Origin of the sequence: Streptomyces sp. NPDC049887 (assembly GCF_040656535.1) — a bacterium.
GTDB lineage: Bacteria > Actinomycetota > Actinomycetes > Streptomycetales > Streptomycetaceae > Streptomyces.
On the sequence record NZ_JBFAMM010000002.1, the window covers coordinates 174,832 to 190,647 of the forward strand.

A 15,816-nucleotide genomic window follows, 5' to 3' on the forward strand; every position below is an offset into this window, starting at 1 on the left:
TCACCACCCTCGAACGCAAGTCCGACCACCGTGGACCGCGCCACAGTCTCCGGACACCGGCGCCCTTCGGGGGGCGCGGATGACGGCGGATTGCGCGTGCGGGATCCCGGCGGTGGAAGCCCGTTCGAGGTCGGAGCGACCGCGAGGACCGGGAGGCCGTGGCCGATCGGCTCTCGCCGGAACGAGGGCAGGACGAGCGACCTCGACGGGATGGCCCTGTTCTCGTACAGCTACGGCGAGCGGACGTGTAGCGCTGGGTGATGCTCGGGGCAGTGTTCATGGTGAGGGCAGGCGGGACCCTCTGCTCCCGAAGCTGCCACGGAGTGACAAGTAGCTGAGGGTGCTCTGAGCTTCCCCTGGGTGGGCCTGGCCCCGGTAGCGTGCCGCCGACTACGCGATGTGCAGGGCGGGGAGGCCGGTTCCTGTCTTCGGAGCCTTTCGGGCGTTGTCCCTGAGGTTGGCGAAGGGCAGCGCTCCCCCGTGGAGTTCTTTGAACTCGTCGACCAGGTCCTGCTCGGCCTCGCCCGCGTCACCTTCGGTCATCGGCCGCCAGGCAACGAGCAACGCGTCCGAGTCGGCCAGCTGCCAGATGTAGCGGCCGCCCCAGTGGCCGACCAGGAGACCGGCGCCGTGGCGGCGGTAGTCGGCAAGCCGCTGATTCAGCCCGTCCTGGCCCGCCGCCTTGCCGATGTACACGACCGTTGCCCCCTCCACCCAGGCCTTGCTGAGCTTGTCGGTTGTCACGGACGGGTCGCGGCCCTTGAGGTGTCCGGCAGGGCTGATGGGGAGGAACGAGGGGGGCGAGCTGTCCGTACGGATCACCACGTAGATTCCATGCCCGGTGGGGACGTTGCTGTCGGGCAGTTCACGGAACGGCACGAAGCCGCGGAAGCCGCGTTCGGTCAGGGTCTTCTGTGTCAGCTCTGGCGTCGGGCTCATGCCCGGCATCGTGCCAGGCGCATCTCCTTGTCCGCGCCGGCCAGGTCGCCGTCCTTGCCGCAGGCGAGGCCCTTGTTCGCGCGGTTCCAGTTCTCCACAACCTGGAGGCCCTCGTGGATCTCCTGCCGCAGCTCGACATCGGCGAGGTAGTCGCAGACTCTGTGGAATCAGGTTGTGAGGTGGTGGTCGCCGGCGATCCGGTTCGGACTCGCAGTGTTTCGGGCGGAGTCTTGGGATACCTCAGCTCTCTCCCAGCACCGCCCGGATCACGTGCCGGGCGTTGTACGCCATCGCCGGGTTCGTTCTCCGGTAGTACGGCAGTGCGATCAGCGCCTGCGACAGCGTCCGCCCCCGGCCGCGGATCCAGGTCACGTCGTCCACGCCCAACGCCTCGCGGAAGACCTCCCGTGCATCGGCCGGCAGTAGATTCCACGCCGGGAACAGATCGCAGGCCGGATCTCCCACCCCCGTGCACCCGAAGTCGATCACCGAGGCCAGCCTGCCGCCGTCGACCAGCAGGTTGCCCGGCATCAGATCGGCGTGCAGCCACACGTGCGGCCCGTCCCAGCCCGGGGTCCGAAGCGCGTCCTCCCATACAGCGGCCGCGGCATCGCAGTCGACGTCCTCCTGCGGTGTCCCACGCAGTTCCTCGATCGCCGCCCGGGTCTCCGCGTCGAGCGAGCTGACCGGCCCGCCGCGATGGGCCTGCGGCGCCCCCGGCAGGGTAATGCTCCGCATCGCCGCTACGAACTCGGCCAGGTCCTTGGCCAGCAGCACGGGCTCGCTCAGTGCCCCCGCTTCGGGAAGCTCCCCCGCCAGCCACCGGTACACCGACCACGGCCACGGATATCCGTCGGCGGGCTCCCCGGCCCCGAGGACCTCCGGAATGGCCATGGGTAGCCGGGGCGCGAGGCGGGGCAGCCACTCCTGCTCCATCGCTACGTCCTTGGCTCCGCCCCGCACCAACGGCAGCCGCACAACCATGCCGTCGCCCAGCCGGTACATGGCGTTGACCGTGCCGCCGGAGGGAAAACGCTCCACCGGTAGCCCCGACCACTGCGGGAACTGCTCAGCGATCAGCCGCTGTACGAGGTCGTCGTCGATGGGATGCTGGCCGGGATGCATGCGCCCTGTGCTCATGGGCCGTCATCCGATCGTCCGGCGCCGGTGAGCGTCAAATGCCTTTGCGGAATCTGATTTGTCAAGTAGTTCACCCTTTGCCCTGGTTGACGGCGACGATCGGCAGGAGCGTCGCGGTCGCCGGAACGCCGATCTCTCGGGGTGTCGCCCCAGCCGGCGTGGGGATGTCGACCAGCCGTTCCAGCAGTTGGTCGAGCGCGGCGGCTGCCGACACCTCGCACGGAGCGCGGCAGTCCTTCCGGCGACGGCCGCACGCCGGGCGTCGTCCTCGGAGCGACGCGGTTCAGCCGGCCGCCCCTCCCCCGCCTGGGAGCGGAGGTGACCGCCCGAGGGCCCTTGCCGGGGGGGCGCCCCGTTGACCGGCGCACCCGGCACTCGGACCGCCGGCAGCGCGGCCGCGGCGCGGGATCCGGCGCCGCGGCACGGCGGCGCAGGACCCGGGCGTGGGGCGGGTTCGAGGAACGCTCTAAGATGGTTTATCGTTCATTCAGGCGTGGTCGCAGACCGCACCATCGGTGACGGTGCGCCCACCCGGTGAACGGCCCCGGCCGGCATCCCCCGACCGGCCGGGGCCACCTCCTCACCGACACGCCTCCTCCCGCTGCTCCCGGCAGCACCTCTCACCGCATCAGTCCCCCGAAGGAAGCGCCACGGGCGTGGCCGCCAGGACGTCCTCGATCGCGTCGGCCTCCGCCGCCGGCTTGTCGGGACGGTGGCGCAGGACGCGGGCGAACCGCAGCGCGACACCTGCGGGATAGCGCGAGGACCGCTGCAGACCGTCGTAGGCGATCTCGACCACGAGTTCGGGCCGGACGCGCACCTCGAAGCCGTTGTCCTCCACCGCCAGCTCCCGCAGCCGTTCCGTCTGCCAGCGGAGCATCTCGTCGGTGAGCCCCTTGAACGTCTTGCCGAGCATCACCAGACCCCCGTCGGCACCCCGTGCCGCCAGATGGAGGTTCGACAGCAGTCCCGTGCGGCGGCCGTGGCCCCACTCCGCGGCCAGGACGACCAGGTCGAGCGTGTGCACGGGCTTCACCTTGAGCCAGGAGCGGCCTCGGCGCCCCGCGACATAGGGTGCGTCGAGCCCTTTGACCATGACCCCCTCGTGGCCGCGGTCGAGCGTGGCGGCGAGGAAGCCCTCGGCGCCTTCGAGCTGGGCGGGGGACGCGGGGTCCTCGACGACGAACCGCCGGACCCGCATGGGCTCGGGAACCAGCGCGGCCAGCTCGACATGGCGCTCGTGCCCGGGCAGATCGAGCACGTCCCTGCCCTCGGTCGCGAGGATGTCGAAGAAGACGGGTGACAGGGGAACCGCCGCGGTGGCGGCGGCCACGTCCGTCCGGGAACCCACACGGGAGGCGGTGTCCTGGAAGGGCAGCGGCCTGCCCGCCGGGTCGAGTGCGATCACCTCGCCGTCGAGGATGAAGCGGTCCCCGGGCAGTTCCCGCACCTTCTGCACCACGTCGGGCAGCCGGGCGGTGATGTCGTCGAGCGACCGCGTGTGGATACGCACCTCCCCGGCCGAGCGGTGGACCTGGATACGGACCCCGTCGAGCTTCTCCTCCACGGAGCAGGCGCCCAGAGCCCGGACCGCGTCGGCCAGCGACACCGAGGTGTGGGCGAGCATGGGCTGCACGGGATGCCCCACACGGAGCCGGAAGGACGAGAGCACCGTCGGCCCCTCCGCCAGTACCGCCTCGGCCACCCGGGGAAGCGAACCGTCGAGCATCACCGCCCGCCGGAGCTCCCCCGCCGGTGTGCCGACCGCCCTGGCGACGCCCTCGAGCGCCACCGCGTCGAGGGCGCCCTGGCGCACCTCACCCGTCAGCAGCCTCACCAGGAACTCCTGCTCGGGCAGGGTCGCGGCGGCCATGAGACCGCCGACGAGCCGCCTGCGCTCCGCCTGGGCGCCCGCCCCCGCGACGCCGGCGAGTGCCGTGAAGCCTGCGTCGGTCTCCTCGACGGTCAGGGTGGGCTCCCCGGCCGGCTCGGGCCGGTCCCTGAGGACGCTCCAGCCGACGCCGAGCCGGCCCTGAGGAAGCCGTCCTGCCAGATAGGAGATGACGAGCGCGGCCTCCTGCGGTCGGGCGTCGCGGAACAGGGACGCCAGGGCTTCGATCTTCCGGGTGCGTGACGGCTCGGCAGCGATCTGCCGGGACACATCGGCGAGGCGGGCCAGCAGCATGCGGCCATCGTGCCTGCCGCGGCCCCCGTCCGCACGCCGTGCCCCGGCCCGGGTCCGGCGCGACCGGGGCGGTGGGCGACTCCGGCCTCGACCGGGCCACCGGCCCGTGGTCGGCGCGGTGCGCCACCGGGCAAGCACGCAAGCCCCTTCGCTCTGCGGGCCCGGCGTGGCCTGCGCGGAGGTCGAGGCCGCGCCTGCGTGGCCCGGAGCCTGGGGTCCGGATCCGCCCGGGCGGGTTCCGGCACGACCGGCGCCGGGACGCACCGGGCCCCGGGGACTCCGGTCGGACGCGGTCCCTGACGGCACAAGCCTCCTCCCCGTCCACGGCCCCGGTCAGCGGACGCGGCGGGCGTCGGCCGCCGGACGCCGGACGCCGGACGCGATGGGCGTACGGCCGCCGCGTGCGCTCCCAGCCGCCACACCGCGGCCACCCGCTCGCCACCGGAACCACGGGGAAGTTCCGGAAGATTCCCTCTCCGCCACGCGGATACCTCCCATCCTTCGCCCAACTCCCCTAATCTGCCGTGGATTTGCTCCACTTCCGACACAGGCAGGGGACCATGAGGAAGCTCTCGCGCACGACAGCGGCAACAGTCGCCGCCGCCGCACTGGGTGTGGCCCTCGTACCGGCACAGGCGCCCGCGGCGGCCGCACCGGGCACCGAGGCGACGGCACCGGCGTACTCGTCGACGACCTCGGTCGGCGTACACAACGCGTACGAGAAGGCGAAGTACCCCTATTTCGCCGACGCCTTGGACTCGGGTGCGGGAATGCTCGAAATCGACGTGTGGACCAATGTGTTCGGCAGATCCTTCCGGGTGGCCCACGACAATCCGGTGGGCAACGACAACAACTGTGTGAACGCCTCGACCGCCGCCGAGCTGCGCAGCAAGTCCCGCAACAGGGATCTCAGCGGCTGCCTCTCCGACATCCGCGCCTGGCACGAAGCGAACCCGGGACACCGGCCGATCCTGCTCAAGGTCGAGATGAAGGACGGTTTCCAGGACAAGCACGGCCGGGGTCCCGCCGCGCTGGACGCCCTGCTCACCGCCAGGCTCGGTGACGCGCTGTACCGGCCCGCCGATCTGGCCGCGGGCCACCCGGACCTGGACTCCGCCGTACGCGCCCGTGGCTGGCCCTCCCGCACCGACCTCGCGGGGAAGTTCATCGTCGAACTCATACCCGGCACGGTCGAGCAGGGGAACCCGTTCGACACGCTGTGGACGGACCGGGAGTACGCCATCCATCTGCGGAACCTCGCCTCGGCCGGCCGGCTGGCCACGGCCTCGGCCTTCCCCGCCGTACTCGGTGCGCAGGCCGGCGACCCGCGCGGCCGCTACTCGGACGCCTCCCTGCGTCCGTGGTTCGTCGTCTTCGACGGAGGCGCCTCCGTCTACGCGGGCGGCTCGATCGACACCGCCTGGTACGACCGGAACCACTACCTCGTCCTCATGACGAGCGCCCACAGCGTGCCGCCCGCGATCGACAGCACCAGCCCCACGGAGGCACAGGCCCGCGACCGTGTCGCTCTGCTGGCCGGAAGGCACGCGAGCGTGGTCTCGTCGGACTGGCACACACTGCCCTCGGTCCTGTCGAGCGTGGTGCCCCGCGGCACCGCCGACGGCACCCCCCTGTCACAGCGGTAGTCGGGACGCCGACGGTCCTCCCCCGGCGCGAACCGTTCGAGGCGGCCCTTCGGCCCAGTCAGAGCGCGACGGGGAGTCCCTGAATCGGCGCCACCGGGCCGGCAGCCCTCGGGCACCCGCCCGGACGGCGGACGACGCCGGGCCTCCCCGTCCCCGCCCGACGGGAGAGGAAGACTCCGGCCGGCCCGGGACCGGGGCCGCCCGGAACACCTCGAGGCGGCGCCGGCCCGCCTCCGCCCCAGGGCCGCCGCCCGGTGCCGTACGGACGTGACCGAACCGCACCGCGAGCGCGCGGCCGCCACTTCGGCTCCGGGGCCGCCACGGCGCGCCCCGGGCACGGTGTCCTTGGGCACCTCGCCAGGGCCGGCGTCACGCGGTCCCGTACGACGCTACCCGCACAGGTGCCAGGCGGGGCGCAGGGCCTCGACGCGAAGCGTCAGAATTCGGAGACCGTGATCCGCCCGGGCTGCCGCGCGGCCACCGCCAGGTGTTCCCCCACCCGGTTCACCAGCAGCGTCATCTCGTAGGCGACCTGGCCGACGTCGGCCTCCGCGGCGCTGAGCACGCACAGGCAACTGCCGTCGCCCGCGGCGGTGACGAAGAGCATCGCGTCGTCGAACTCCACCATGGTCTGCCGCGCCCGGCCCGCACGGAAGTGCCTGCCCGAGCCTCGCGCGAGACTGTGCAGTCCGGAGGAGACGGCGGCCAGGTGCTCCGCGTCCTCCCGGGCGAGTCCCGTGCTCGCCCCGGTCACCAGGCCGTCGTTGGACAGCACGAGCGCGTGCCGTATGTACGAGACCCTCTTGGTCAGATCGTCCAGGAGCCAGTCGAGCCCCTTGTCCGCTGCCATGGCGTTCCTCCCCGTTCGTGTGTTCGCGTTCCCCCGTGTCGCGGGTAAGCCTCGCGTACAGTCCCCGTCCCGGCAAGGAGTCATCACCGGCGCACGGCAGCGGAGAGTTGACTTTCCCTCACCACGGGTCGCGTCCGAGGATGGTTCCCATGGCGAGAAAGATGTCTCAGGACGAATGGCGGGCGTTCGTGTCCCAGGGCACGCGCACCGCGAAACTGTCGACCGTCCGGGCGGACGGCAGCCCGCACATCGCACCGGTCTGGTTCCTCCTCGACGGTGACGACGTGGTGTTCAACACCGGCAAGGAGTCGGTGAAGGGCCGGAACCTGACGCGCGACGGCAGGGTCGCCCTCTGTGTCGACGACGACCGTCCGCCGTTCTCGTTCGTGGTCGTCCAGGGCCGCGCGGAACTGGGCGAGGAACCGGAGCAGTTGCTGCACTGGGCCACAAGGATCGCCGCACGCTACATGGGCGAGGACCGCGCCGAGGAGTTCGGCGCGCGCAACGGGGTGCCCGGCGAGCTGCTGGTCCGGGTGCGCGTCGAGAAGGTCCAGGCCATGGCGGACGTCGCCGACTGACGGTGTCTCCCCCGACCGCGCCGGCCCGTGCGCCGAGTGGAGCGCCCCCGGTGACGAGCGGCATGTTCCGCTTCCCCGGCCGCATGGCCGCTCGTCGGGCCTTCCCACCCGCCGTCCGATCGACGCCGCCCTCCTCACCCCACCGAGTCGAGCAGCCGGGCGGTGTGCATCCGCCCGGCGTACTCGACCAGCCGGACCAGCACCTCCTTCCCCGAATCACGGTCACGGGCGTCGCACAGCACGACCGGCGTCCCCCGGTCCAGGTCCAGCGCGCGGGAGACCTCGTGCGCCCCGTAGGTCCGCGCGCCGGGGAAGCAGTTCACGGCGACGACGAACGGAATCCGCCGGTGCTCGAAGTAGTCGACGGCCGGAAAGCTGTCCTCGAGGCGCCGGGTGTCCGCGAGGACCACCGCGCCGAGCGCGCCCTGCGAGAGCTCGTCCCACAGGAACCAGAAGCGGTCCTGACCGGGTGTGCCGAAGAGATAGAGGGACAGTCCCGAGCGGATCGTGATGCGCCCGAAGTCCATGGCGACGGTGGTGGTCGTCTTCTGGTCGACTCCGCCGGTGTCGTCGACGCCCTCGCCGGCCTCGCTGAGCTGTTCCTCGGTACGCAGTGGCCGGATTTCGCTGACCGCGCCCACGAGGGTCGTCTTGCCGACGCCGAAACCGCCGGCGACCAGTATTTTCAGCGCGAGAGCGGCGGCGTCTCCGCCGATGCCGCCAGAGAGCTCGGGGGCCATCGATCACTTCTCTCAGTGGGTGTGCGCCGACAAGTGGCAGCAGGGAGCCCCAGGTCACGGCCGTCCCCGCCGCCTCGGGGAAGGCCGGCCGGGAGGGCCGGCGCCAGCACATCTGTTCTGCGAACGTGAGCAGTATGGCAATCGGAGCCACAGGTGGGGCGCATGGATCGCTTTTTGCGCGATGTGATTGTTCCGGACTGAATCAGTGTCCGAATCCATTCCAACTTCGTGTGGCCGCGACAGTTCGACGGGTGGACGCTGGTTGTACGGACGCCATGACGACGACGTTCCCAGACGGCGGCGACGGCGTTTGACACCGCGCCGGCAGGGCACCCGGAACGTCCCGTCCGTCGCATGCCCCTACCCCACGGGAGGCGATTCGCCGTGCAGGCCGACGACATCCGGGCCCCTCACGCACAGGGCCCGCACACCACGTCCCCGCAGGGCCGGTCACGGCCGGAACGGGACGGCGTGACCAGGATCGTCATCGTCGGAGCCGGGTTCGCCGGCCACCGTACGGCCCGTGCCCTGTCCCGTTCCCTGGCCGGGGAACGGGTCGAGATCGTTCTGCTCAATCCCACCGACTACTTTCTGTATCTCCCCCTGCTGCCCCAGGTGGCCGCCGGGATCCTGGAGCCGCGGAGGGTCACCGTCTCCCTCGCGCACACCCTCCCGCGGGTCCGGCTCGTACTGGGCGAGGCGACGCGGGTCGACCTCGCCGGGCACCGCCTGCACTACACGGACCCGGAGGGCTCGCCCGGGGAGCTCGCGTACGACCGGCTCGTGCTCGCCGTCGGAAGCGTCAACAAGCTCCTCCCCATCCCCGGTGTGAGCGAGTACGCGCACGGCTTCCGCGGCCTGCCCGAAGCGCTCTACCTCCGCGACCACATCGTCCGGCAGGTCGAGATGGCGGGCGCGGCGCCGCACGCCGACGAGTGCGGGGCACGCTGCACCTTCGTCGTGGTCGGCGCCGGATACACGGGAACGGAGGTGGCGGCCCAGGGAAAGATCTTCACGGACGAGCTGTACGCCCAGATGTCGCGGCCGAAGGAACCCTTCGGCCCGGCCTGGCACTCCCCGGACACCCGGCCGCGCTGGCTGCTCCTCGACATCGCGCCCCGGGTGCTGCCCGAACTCGACCGGCGGCTGTCCGAGACCGCGGACCGGGTGCTGCGCGCCCGGGGTGTGGAGGTGCGCACCGGTACCTCCATCAAGGAGGCGACACCGGACGGGGTGCTGCTGGACGACGGCGAGTTCGTCCCGACGCGGACCCTGGTGTGGTGCGTCGGTGTGCGGCCCGACCCGCTCGTGGCCGACGTCGGGCTGCCCGTCGACCGCGGCAGGCTGCGGGTGACGGCCGAGCTCAACGTGCCGGGTCATCCCCACGTGTTCGCCTGCGGGGACGCCGCCGCCGTACCGGATCTGACCCGGCCGGTGCCGGGCGGCGACAGCGCGGACGACGGGAACGGAACCGGGTACGAACTGACCCCGATGACCGCGCAGCACGCCACGCGGCAGGGCGCCGTGGCGGCCAACAACGTCGCGGCGTCGCTCGGGTACGGCACCGCACGCGCCTACCGGCACCACGACCTGGGCTTCGCCGTCGACCTCGGCGGTGTCCAGGCGGCGGCCAACCCCCTCGGCGTACCGCTGTCCGGACCGCTCGCGGGCGCGGTGACCCGCGGCTACCACCTGGCGGCGATGCCGGGCAACCGGGTGCGGGTGGCCGCCGACTGGCTGCTGGACGCGGCGCTGCCGCGCCAGGCCGTGCAGCTCGGCCTCGTCAGCTCCTGGTCGGTGCCGCTCGACACCTCGTCGCCCGAGCTGGCCCGGCTGCCCGGCCGGAACCGGCAGTGACGACCGCACCACGACACGCGAACCGGTCACAGGACCGCCTGCGAACGGAGTGACATGCGCAACGAAGAACTGACGGAACTGGCCCAGCAGTTGCGGGTGGATTCCGTACGGGCCGCCGACGCCGCGGGCTCGGGGCACCCGACGTCCTCGATGTCGGCGGCGGATCTCGCCGCCGTGCTCCTCGCCCACCATCTGCGCTACGACTTCTCCGACCCGGAGAACCCGGCCAACGACCGGCTGGTCTTCTCCAAGGGCCACGCCTCGCCACTGCTGTACTCCCTCTACAAGGCGGCGGGCGCGATCGACGACGAGGAACTGCTGACCTTCCGCAAGAGGGGCAGCCGTCTCGAGGGCCATCCGACGCCGCGGCTGCCCTGGGTGGACGTCGCCACCGGCTCGCTCGGCCAAGGGCTGCCGGTCGGGGTGGGGATGGCCCTCGGCGGCAAGTACCTCGACCACCTCCCGTACCGGGTCTGGGTGCTCTCCGGGGACAGCGAGATGGCGGAGGGCTCTGTCTGGGAGGCCGTCGAGCACGCGGCCTTCGAGAAACTGGCCAATCTGAAGCTGATCGTCGACGTCAACCGGCTCGGGCAGCGTGGGCCGACCCGCCATCAGCACGACCTCGGCGCCTACGCACGACGGCTCAGGGCGTTCGGCTGGCACACCGTCGAGGTCGACGGCCATGACGTCGAGGCCGTCGACAAGGCCCTCACCGAGGCGGTCGAGGTGGACGATCGGCCGACGGCCGTCATCGCGGCCACCCGCAAGGGCCGCGGCGTCGCCGCCGTCGAGGACCAGGAGGGCAAGCACGGCAAGCCGCTTCCCGACGCGGAGGCGGCGATCGAGGAACTCGGCGGCCCGCGGTTCGTCACGGTCGAGGTCCAGCAGCCGCCCGCGGCGGGCGGCCGGCCCGACCGGGACCTGGGACCGCTGGAACTCCCCCGGTTCGAGACCGGCACGGAGGAGGCCACCCGTACCGCCTACGGCCGCGCCTTGGCGGCGCTGGGTTCTGCGCGCGGCGATGTCGTCGCGCTCGACGCCGAGGTCGGGGACTCCACGCGCACGGAGTACTTCGGGAAGGAACACCCCGACCGGTACCTCGAGTTCTACATCGCCGAGCAGCAGCTCGTGGCCGGGGCGGTCGGCCTGCAGACGTGCGGCTGGGTGCCGTACGCGTCGACGTTCGCCGCGTTCCTGACCCGCGCCCACGACTTCGTCCGCATGGCGGCGGTGAGCCGGGCGGGCATCAACCTCGTCGGATCGCACGCGGGCGTAGCGATCGGCGAGGACGGCCCCTCGCAGATGGGCCTCGAGGATCTGGCGATGCTGCGGTCCGTCCACGGGTCGACGGTGCTGTACCCGTGCGACGCCAACCAGACGGCGCGGCTGGTGGCGGCCATGGCCGACCTCGACGGGGTCCGCTATCTGCGCACCAGCCGGGGCGAGACACCCGTCATCTACGGTCCCGACGAGGAGTTCCCGATCGGCGGCAGCAAGGTGCTGCGCGGCGGCGAGGGGGACAGGGCGACGATCGTCGCCGCGGGAGTGACGGTGCACGAGGCCCTGCGCGCGGCGGACGCGCTCGCGGCGGACGGCATCCCGGTCCGGGTCGTCGACCTGTACTCGGTGAAGCCAGTCGACGTGGACACGCTCAACGACGCCGCGGCGGCCACGGGATGTGTCCTCACGGTGGAGGACCACCGGCCCGAGGGCGGGATCGGCGACGCGGTCGCGGAGGCGTTCTCGGACGGGCGCCCCGCGCCCAGGCTCGCCCGCCTCGCCGTGCGCGGCATGCCCCTCTCCGCGAAACCCGAGGAACAGCTTCACGCCGCCGGGATCGACGCCGAATCCATCGCGGCGGCCGTGAAGCTGCTCGTGGAGAGCGTCGTCGCCCCCTGAGGCGACCGAGCCCGCCGGCGGACCCGTGAGTGCCCCGTCCGGCCGTGCCGGTGTCTGCCGGACGGTGGTACGGGGTACCCGCGAGCCATGAGCACCACAACCGTCCGCGCCGGTCGCCGGACCGTGGAGGTCCATCGGCCGGGCAAGGTCCTGTTCCCCGCCGACGGGTTCACCAAGGCGGACCTCGTCGACTACCACCGGGCGATCGCCCCGCACATGCTGCCGCACCTGCGGGGCCGGCCCCTGATGCTGGAAAGGCTCCCCGACGGTCTCGACGGGTCCCGTTTCATGCAGAAGGACACGCCGGAGCACTATCCGGACTGGGTGCGCCGGGCCGAGCTCCCGAAGGAGGGCGGCACGGTCACCCACACGGTCTGCGACAGCACCGCGACCCTCGTCCACCTCGCCGACCAGGCGTGCGTCACCCTCCACCGCTGGCAGGCCAAGGCCGACCGGCCCGGCCACCCCGACCGCATGGTCTTCGACCTGGACCCCGCGGAGGACGACTTCGAGCCCGTCCGGCGGACCGCGCGGTTCCTCGGCGAACTGCTCGGCGAGCTCCGTCTGCCGTCGGTCCTGATGACGACGGGGTCACGGGGACTGCACGTGGTCGTACCGCTCAGCCGGCGCCACACGTTCGACGAGGTCAGGGAGTTCGCGAAGGACACGGCGGACCTTCTGGCGGCCTCCCGTCCGGACCGGCTCACCACGGAGGCGCGCAAGGCCGCACGTGGCGGCCGCCTGTACCTGGACGTCCAGCGCAACGGGTACGCGCAGACGGCGGTGGCGCCGTACTCGGTACGGGCACGCGAAGGCGCGCCGGTGGCCACGCCGATCAGCTGGGACCAGCTGGACGACCCCGAGGTCACGGCACGCAGGTGGAACATCACGGACGCCGCGGAACAGGCGGCCGCGGATCCGTGGGCCGGAGCACCGCGGCGCGGCAGGTCGCTGGGCCCCGCGCGGCGCCGGCTGGACGCGCTGCGCCGGGACGGGTTCTTCGGGTGAGCGCCCGACTGTCCACGGCCCCGGGCGGCCGGTGCGGCGGCTCCCGCGGCGATTCCACGTCCGGCGGCGTCGGCCGTCGCCACTCGTCATGCGGCCCCCGGGGTGAGCGGTCGTGAACCGGGAGCACGGCGAGCGCGGGAACCACTCGGACCGCAGGACCCGGCTGACCGTTCTCGTCGCGCTCGCCGCGAACCTCGTCATCGCCGCGGCCAAGACGGCCGGCGGTCTGCTGGCGTCGTCGCCCGCGCTGCTGTCGGAAGCGGCCCACTCGGTGGCCGACAGCCTCAACGAGATCTTCCTCCTCGCCGCCCTGCGCCGCAGCCGGCGGCCGGCCGACCGCAGGCACCCGTTCGGCTACGGCAAGGAGCGCTGGTTCTGGTCACTGCTCGCGGCCGTCGGCATCTTCGTCATGGGCGGCTGCTTCTCGTTCTTCCAGGGGGTCGAGGCACTGCGCGAGGGCGACCGGCCGGTGTCCGCCGGGCACTACGCGGCCGGGCTCGCCGTGCTGGGCGTCGCGCTGCTCGCCGAGGGGACATCGCTCGTCCGCGCGCTCTACCAGTACCGCAGGGAGGGGGACGAGGCCAGGGACCCCGCGCACCGCACCGTGATCGCGGAGGACGCAGCCGCCGTGGCCGGGGTGCTGATCGCCATGGCCGGCATGGGACTGCACCTGGTCACCGGCAGCGTCGCCTGGGAGGCGGCGGCGTCCCTCGCGATCGGCCTGCTGCTGGTGTACGTCGCGTACCGGTTGGGGCGCGAGGCGCGCGACTTCCTCATCGGTGTCGCCGTCGATCCCGGCATGCGCCGGGCCGTCCGCGCCATGCTGGACGAGCAGCCGGAGATCGACAATGTGGCGGACCTGCTGACCATGCGTCTGGGGGTCGACTCCGTACTCCTCGCCGCCCGGGTCGATCTGGCGCCGGGACTGGACAGCGAGGAGATCGAGCTCGTGAGCGAGAGGATCAAGGCGGCGGTCCTGGACCGCTGGCCGGAGGCGGACCAGGTCTTCCTCGACATCACGGAGGCGCCTCCCCGCCCCGGCCGCTGAACCGGCGGGCGGCCCCCGCCGCGCGGTGAAAGCCCGGTCCGCAGGCCGGTGGTCCGGCCGCGGGCCCGGAGACTGCGAAGTCCGGGCAGGTGGACCGGCCGGGCGGGACGGGTGTCCGGGTCCGGGCGCCCGATGGACCAGCCGGCCCGGACTCCGGCCGGACGCGGTTGTCATACCCCTTCGCTACGGTGCGGGAATGGTGAACTTCGTATTGGTGGCGGGCGCTTGGCTCGGTGCGTGGGCATGGGACGACGTCGTACCCGAGCTGCGTGCGGGCGGTCACGGCGTACGTCCGGTGACCTTGTCCGGACTCGCGGAGAAGAGCGGTGTGCCGGCGGGCCAGCAGACCCACGTCCAGGACGTCGTCGAGGCGATAGAGCGGCACGACCTGCGCGAGGTCGTGCTCGTCGGGCACAGCTACGCGGGGATCCCGGTCGGTCAGGCCGCCGAGCGGATCGGCGACCGGCTGCGGCGCGTGGTCTTCGTCGACTCGAACGTCCCGGCGGACGGTGAGTCGTTCGTGTCCGCATGGCCCGACGGCCGGGCGGGGGTCGAGGCCTCGATAGCCGCGACCGGTGGCTTCTGGGCACCGCCGGCCGGGGCCGACTGCACCGGGCAGGGGCTCAGTGACGAGCAGACGGTTCGGCTGGTCGCAGGCGCGACTCCGCACCCCGGCGCGACGCTGACCGAACCGGCGGTGCTCGGACGGGCGCTCGGCGAGTTGCCGGCGACGTACGTCAAGTGCCTGCTCGACGGGGCGGAACCGAGCCCCGATGTGGCCGAACTGCTGCGTGGCGAGCTCTGGCGGCTGGTCGAGCTGGACACCGGGCACTGGCCGATGTTCTCCCAACCGCACGCACTGGCCCAGGCCCTCCTCGACGCGGCGCACACGTAGGACCGCCGGCCGGGCGTCACGGGCCGCGAGCCGCGCACCCGCGTCGACTCGGCGCGGGGCGGGGCGGCCCGCGCGAGCACCGCCTCGGGGCCCGCGACGGAGCCGGGCGGGTGGCGCCTGCGTACTTCGGCGCGGCCCGTCAGCCCCCGGCTCCGGCGTCGGCGGTCTGCCGGGCGAGTTCGGTGAGGAAGGCCGCGCAGAAGGCCGTGAGGTCGTCCGGTTTCCGGCTGGTGACCAGTGTGTTCGGGCCACTGCGGCAGATCTTCACCGGCTCGTCCACCCAGGTGCCGCCGGCGTTGCGGATGTCGGTGCGCAGGCTGGGCCACGAGGTCAGCGTCCTGCCGCGCACGACGTCGGCCTCGACGAGCGTCCACGGCGCGTGGCAGATGGCCGCCACCGGCTTGCCCGCCTCGAAGAACCCCCGGACGAAGGCGACGGCATCGGAGTCCATGCGCAAAAAGTCGGGGTTGGCGACTCCTCCGGGGAGTACGAGGCCCGCGTAGTCCGTCACCGAGGCGTCGGGGACGACCTCGTCGACGGCGAAGGTGTCCGCCTTGTCGAGGTGGTCGAAGGCCTGCACTCGGCCGGGCTCGACGGAGACCAGCCGAGGGGTGTGCCGGGCGTCGGCCACGGCCTGCCAGGGTTCGGTCAGTTCGATCTGCTCGACGCCTTCGTGCGCCGTGAGGAAGGCGATGTTCATGGGCGCGGCTCTTCTCTCCCCCGCTTCTGCGTCACCGGTCCGGCTCGCCCGGCTCCGGCCTGTACGGCGGTGCGCGTACCCGCCCGCGTGCCCGGTATGCGGGGACCGGTCCCGCGACGGTGCCGCGCGGCGTCCGCCGGGCCCGCACGGATGCGGCGCATCCGTGCGGGCGGTGCGCCGCATCCGTGCGGGCGGTGTGTCGTGTCGTCGTCGGCGGACACGGGCCGGCGCGGCGTGCAGCGCGCGGGTGGACGCGCTCGGCCCCGATCCGGGGTCGGCAGCGGTGAGCCGGACCGCCTCCGGCAAGAGGCCGAGCCCGCCGATCGGGTCC

Annotated in this window: 13 protein-coding genes and 1 pseudogene; 7 read left to right on the top strand and 7 right to left on the bottom strand. The window is 72.6% G+C overall.

Annotated elements, in window-relative coordinates; translation table 11 throughout:
- Nucleotides 1-390: 390 nt before the first annotated feature.
- The 4 genes and pseudogenes from AB0J10_RS02885 to AB0J10_RS02900 all read right to left on the bottom strand — a co-directional run bounded on the left by AB0J10_RS02885 (nucleotide 391) and on the right by AB0J10_RS02900 (nucleotide 4,264).
- Nucleotides 391-939, bottom strand: a complete 549-nt coding sequence (locus AB0J10_RS02885; RefSeq protein ID WP_363057118.1) for a hypothetical protein — start codon at nucleotides 937-939, stop codon at nucleotides 391-393.
- Nucleotides 936-1,085 (bottom strand): annotated as a pseudogene (locus AB0J10_RS02890) (Tn3 family transposase); the annotation flags it as partial. The gene AB0J10_RS02885 and the pseudogene AB0J10_RS02890, both read right to left, overlap by 4 nt.
- A gap of 94 nt (nucleotides 1,086-1,179) precedes the next feature.
- Nucleotides 1,180-2,079 carry an aminoglycoside phosphotransferase family protein gene (locus tag AB0J10_RS02895; protein WP_363057120.1) on the bottom strand — a complete coding sequence of 300 codons (900 nt, stop codon included), beginning with the start codon at nucleotides 2,077-2,079 and terminating at the stop codon, nucleotides 1,180-1,182.
- 628 nt (nucleotides 2,080-2,707) lie between these two features.
- Nucleotides 2,708-4,264, bottom strand: a complete 1,557-nt coding sequence (locus AB0J10_RS02900) for an ATP-dependent DNA ligase (protein ID WP_363057122.1) — start codon at nucleotides 4,262-4,264, stop codon at nucleotides 2,708-2,710.
- Between the two features lie 560 nt (nucleotides 4,265-4,824).
- Between AB0J10_RS02900 and AB0J10_RS02905 the strand changes: the two genes are divergently transcribed.
- Nucleotides 4,825-5,910 carry a phosphatidylinositol-specific phospholipase C domain-containing protein gene (locus tag AB0J10_RS02905; protein ID WP_363057124.1) on the top strand — a complete coding sequence of 362 codons (1,086 nt, stop codon included), beginning with the start codon at nucleotides 4,825-4,827 and terminating at the stop codon, nucleotides 5,908-5,910.
- A 436-nt stretch (nucleotides 5,911-6,346) separates the two neighbouring features.
- Here the strand turns inward: AB0J10_RS02905 and AB0J10_RS02910 are convergent, their stop codons facing one another.
- Nucleotides 6,347-6,760 (bottom strand): roadblock/LC7 domain-containing protein, encoded by a 414-nt coding sequence (locus tag AB0J10_RS02910; protein WP_363057126.1) that lies wholly within the window; start codon nucleotides 6,758-6,760, stop codon nucleotides 6,347-6,349.
- 149 nt (nucleotides 6,761-6,909) lie between these two features.
- Here AB0J10_RS02910 and AB0J10_RS02915 point away from each other — a divergent pair, with 149 nt between their 5' ends.
- Complete coding sequence (locus AB0J10_RS02915) at nucleotides 6,910-7,338, top strand: PPOX class F420-dependent oxidoreductase (protein ID WP_363057128.1); 429 nt, start codon at nucleotides 6,910-6,912, stop codon at nucleotides 7,336-7,338.
- Between the two features lie 134 nt (nucleotides 7,339-7,472).
- On the opposite strand, the gene AB0J10_RS02920 is transcribed toward AB0J10_RS02915, so the two are convergent.
- Nucleotides 7,473-8,078 carry an ATP/GTP-binding protein gene (locus AB0J10_RS02920; RefSeq protein ID WP_363057130.1) on the bottom strand — a complete coding sequence of 202 codons (606 nt, stop codon included), beginning with the start codon at nucleotides 8,076-8,078 and terminating at the stop codon, nucleotides 7,473-7,475.
- A gap of 471 nt (nucleotides 8,079-8,549) precedes the next feature.
- On the opposite strand from AB0J10_RS02920, the gene AB0J10_RS02925 reads away from it, so the two are divergent.
- The 5 genes from AB0J10_RS02925 to AB0J10_RS02945 all read left to right on the top strand — a co-directional run bounded on the left by AB0J10_RS02925 (nucleotide 8,550) and on the right by AB0J10_RS02945 (nucleotide 14,785).
- On the top strand, nucleotides 8,550-9,935 hold the full coding sequence (locus AB0J10_RS02925) for an NAD(P)/FAD-dependent oxidoreductase (RefSeq protein WP_363057132.1): 1,386 nt from the start codon (nucleotides 8,550-8,552) through the stop codon (nucleotides 9,933-9,935).
- 54 nt (nucleotides 9,936-9,989) lie between these two features.
- Nucleotides 9,990-11,834, top strand: a complete 1,845-nt coding sequence (locus AB0J10_RS02930; protein ID WP_363057134.1) for a transketolase — start codon at nucleotides 9,990-9,992, stop codon at nucleotides 11,832-11,834.
- Between the two features lie 87 nt (nucleotides 11,835-11,921).
- On the top strand, nucleotides 11,922-12,842 hold the full coding sequence (ligD, locus tag AB0J10_RS02935; RefSeq protein WP_363057136.1) for a non-homologous end-joining DNA ligase: 921 nt from the start codon (nucleotides 11,922-11,924) through the stop codon (nucleotides 12,840-12,842).
- A 112-nt stretch (nucleotides 12,843-12,954) separates the two neighbouring features.
- Nucleotides 12,955-13,890 (top strand): cation diffusion facilitator family transporter, encoded by a 936-nt coding sequence (locus AB0J10_RS02940; RefSeq protein ID WP_363057138.1) that lies wholly within the window; start codon nucleotides 12,955-12,957, stop codon nucleotides 13,888-13,890.
- Between the two features lie 196 nt (nucleotides 13,891-14,086).
- Nucleotides 14,087-14,785, top strand: a complete 699-nt coding sequence (locus tag AB0J10_RS02945; RefSeq protein WP_363057140.1) for an alpha/beta fold hydrolase — start codon at nucleotides 14,087-14,089, stop codon at nucleotides 14,783-14,785.
- A 139-nt stretch (nucleotides 14,786-14,924) separates the two neighbouring features.
- Here AB0J10_RS02945 and AB0J10_RS02950 read toward each other — a convergent pair whose 3' ends face one another.
- Nucleotides 14,925-15,485 (bottom strand): type 1 glutamine amidotransferase domain-containing protein, encoded by a 561-nt coding sequence (locus AB0J10_RS02950; RefSeq protein ID WP_363057142.1) that lies wholly within the window; start codon nucleotides 15,483-15,485, stop codon nucleotides 14,925-14,927.
- Between the last annotated feature and the right edge of the window lie 331 nt (nucleotides 15,486-15,816).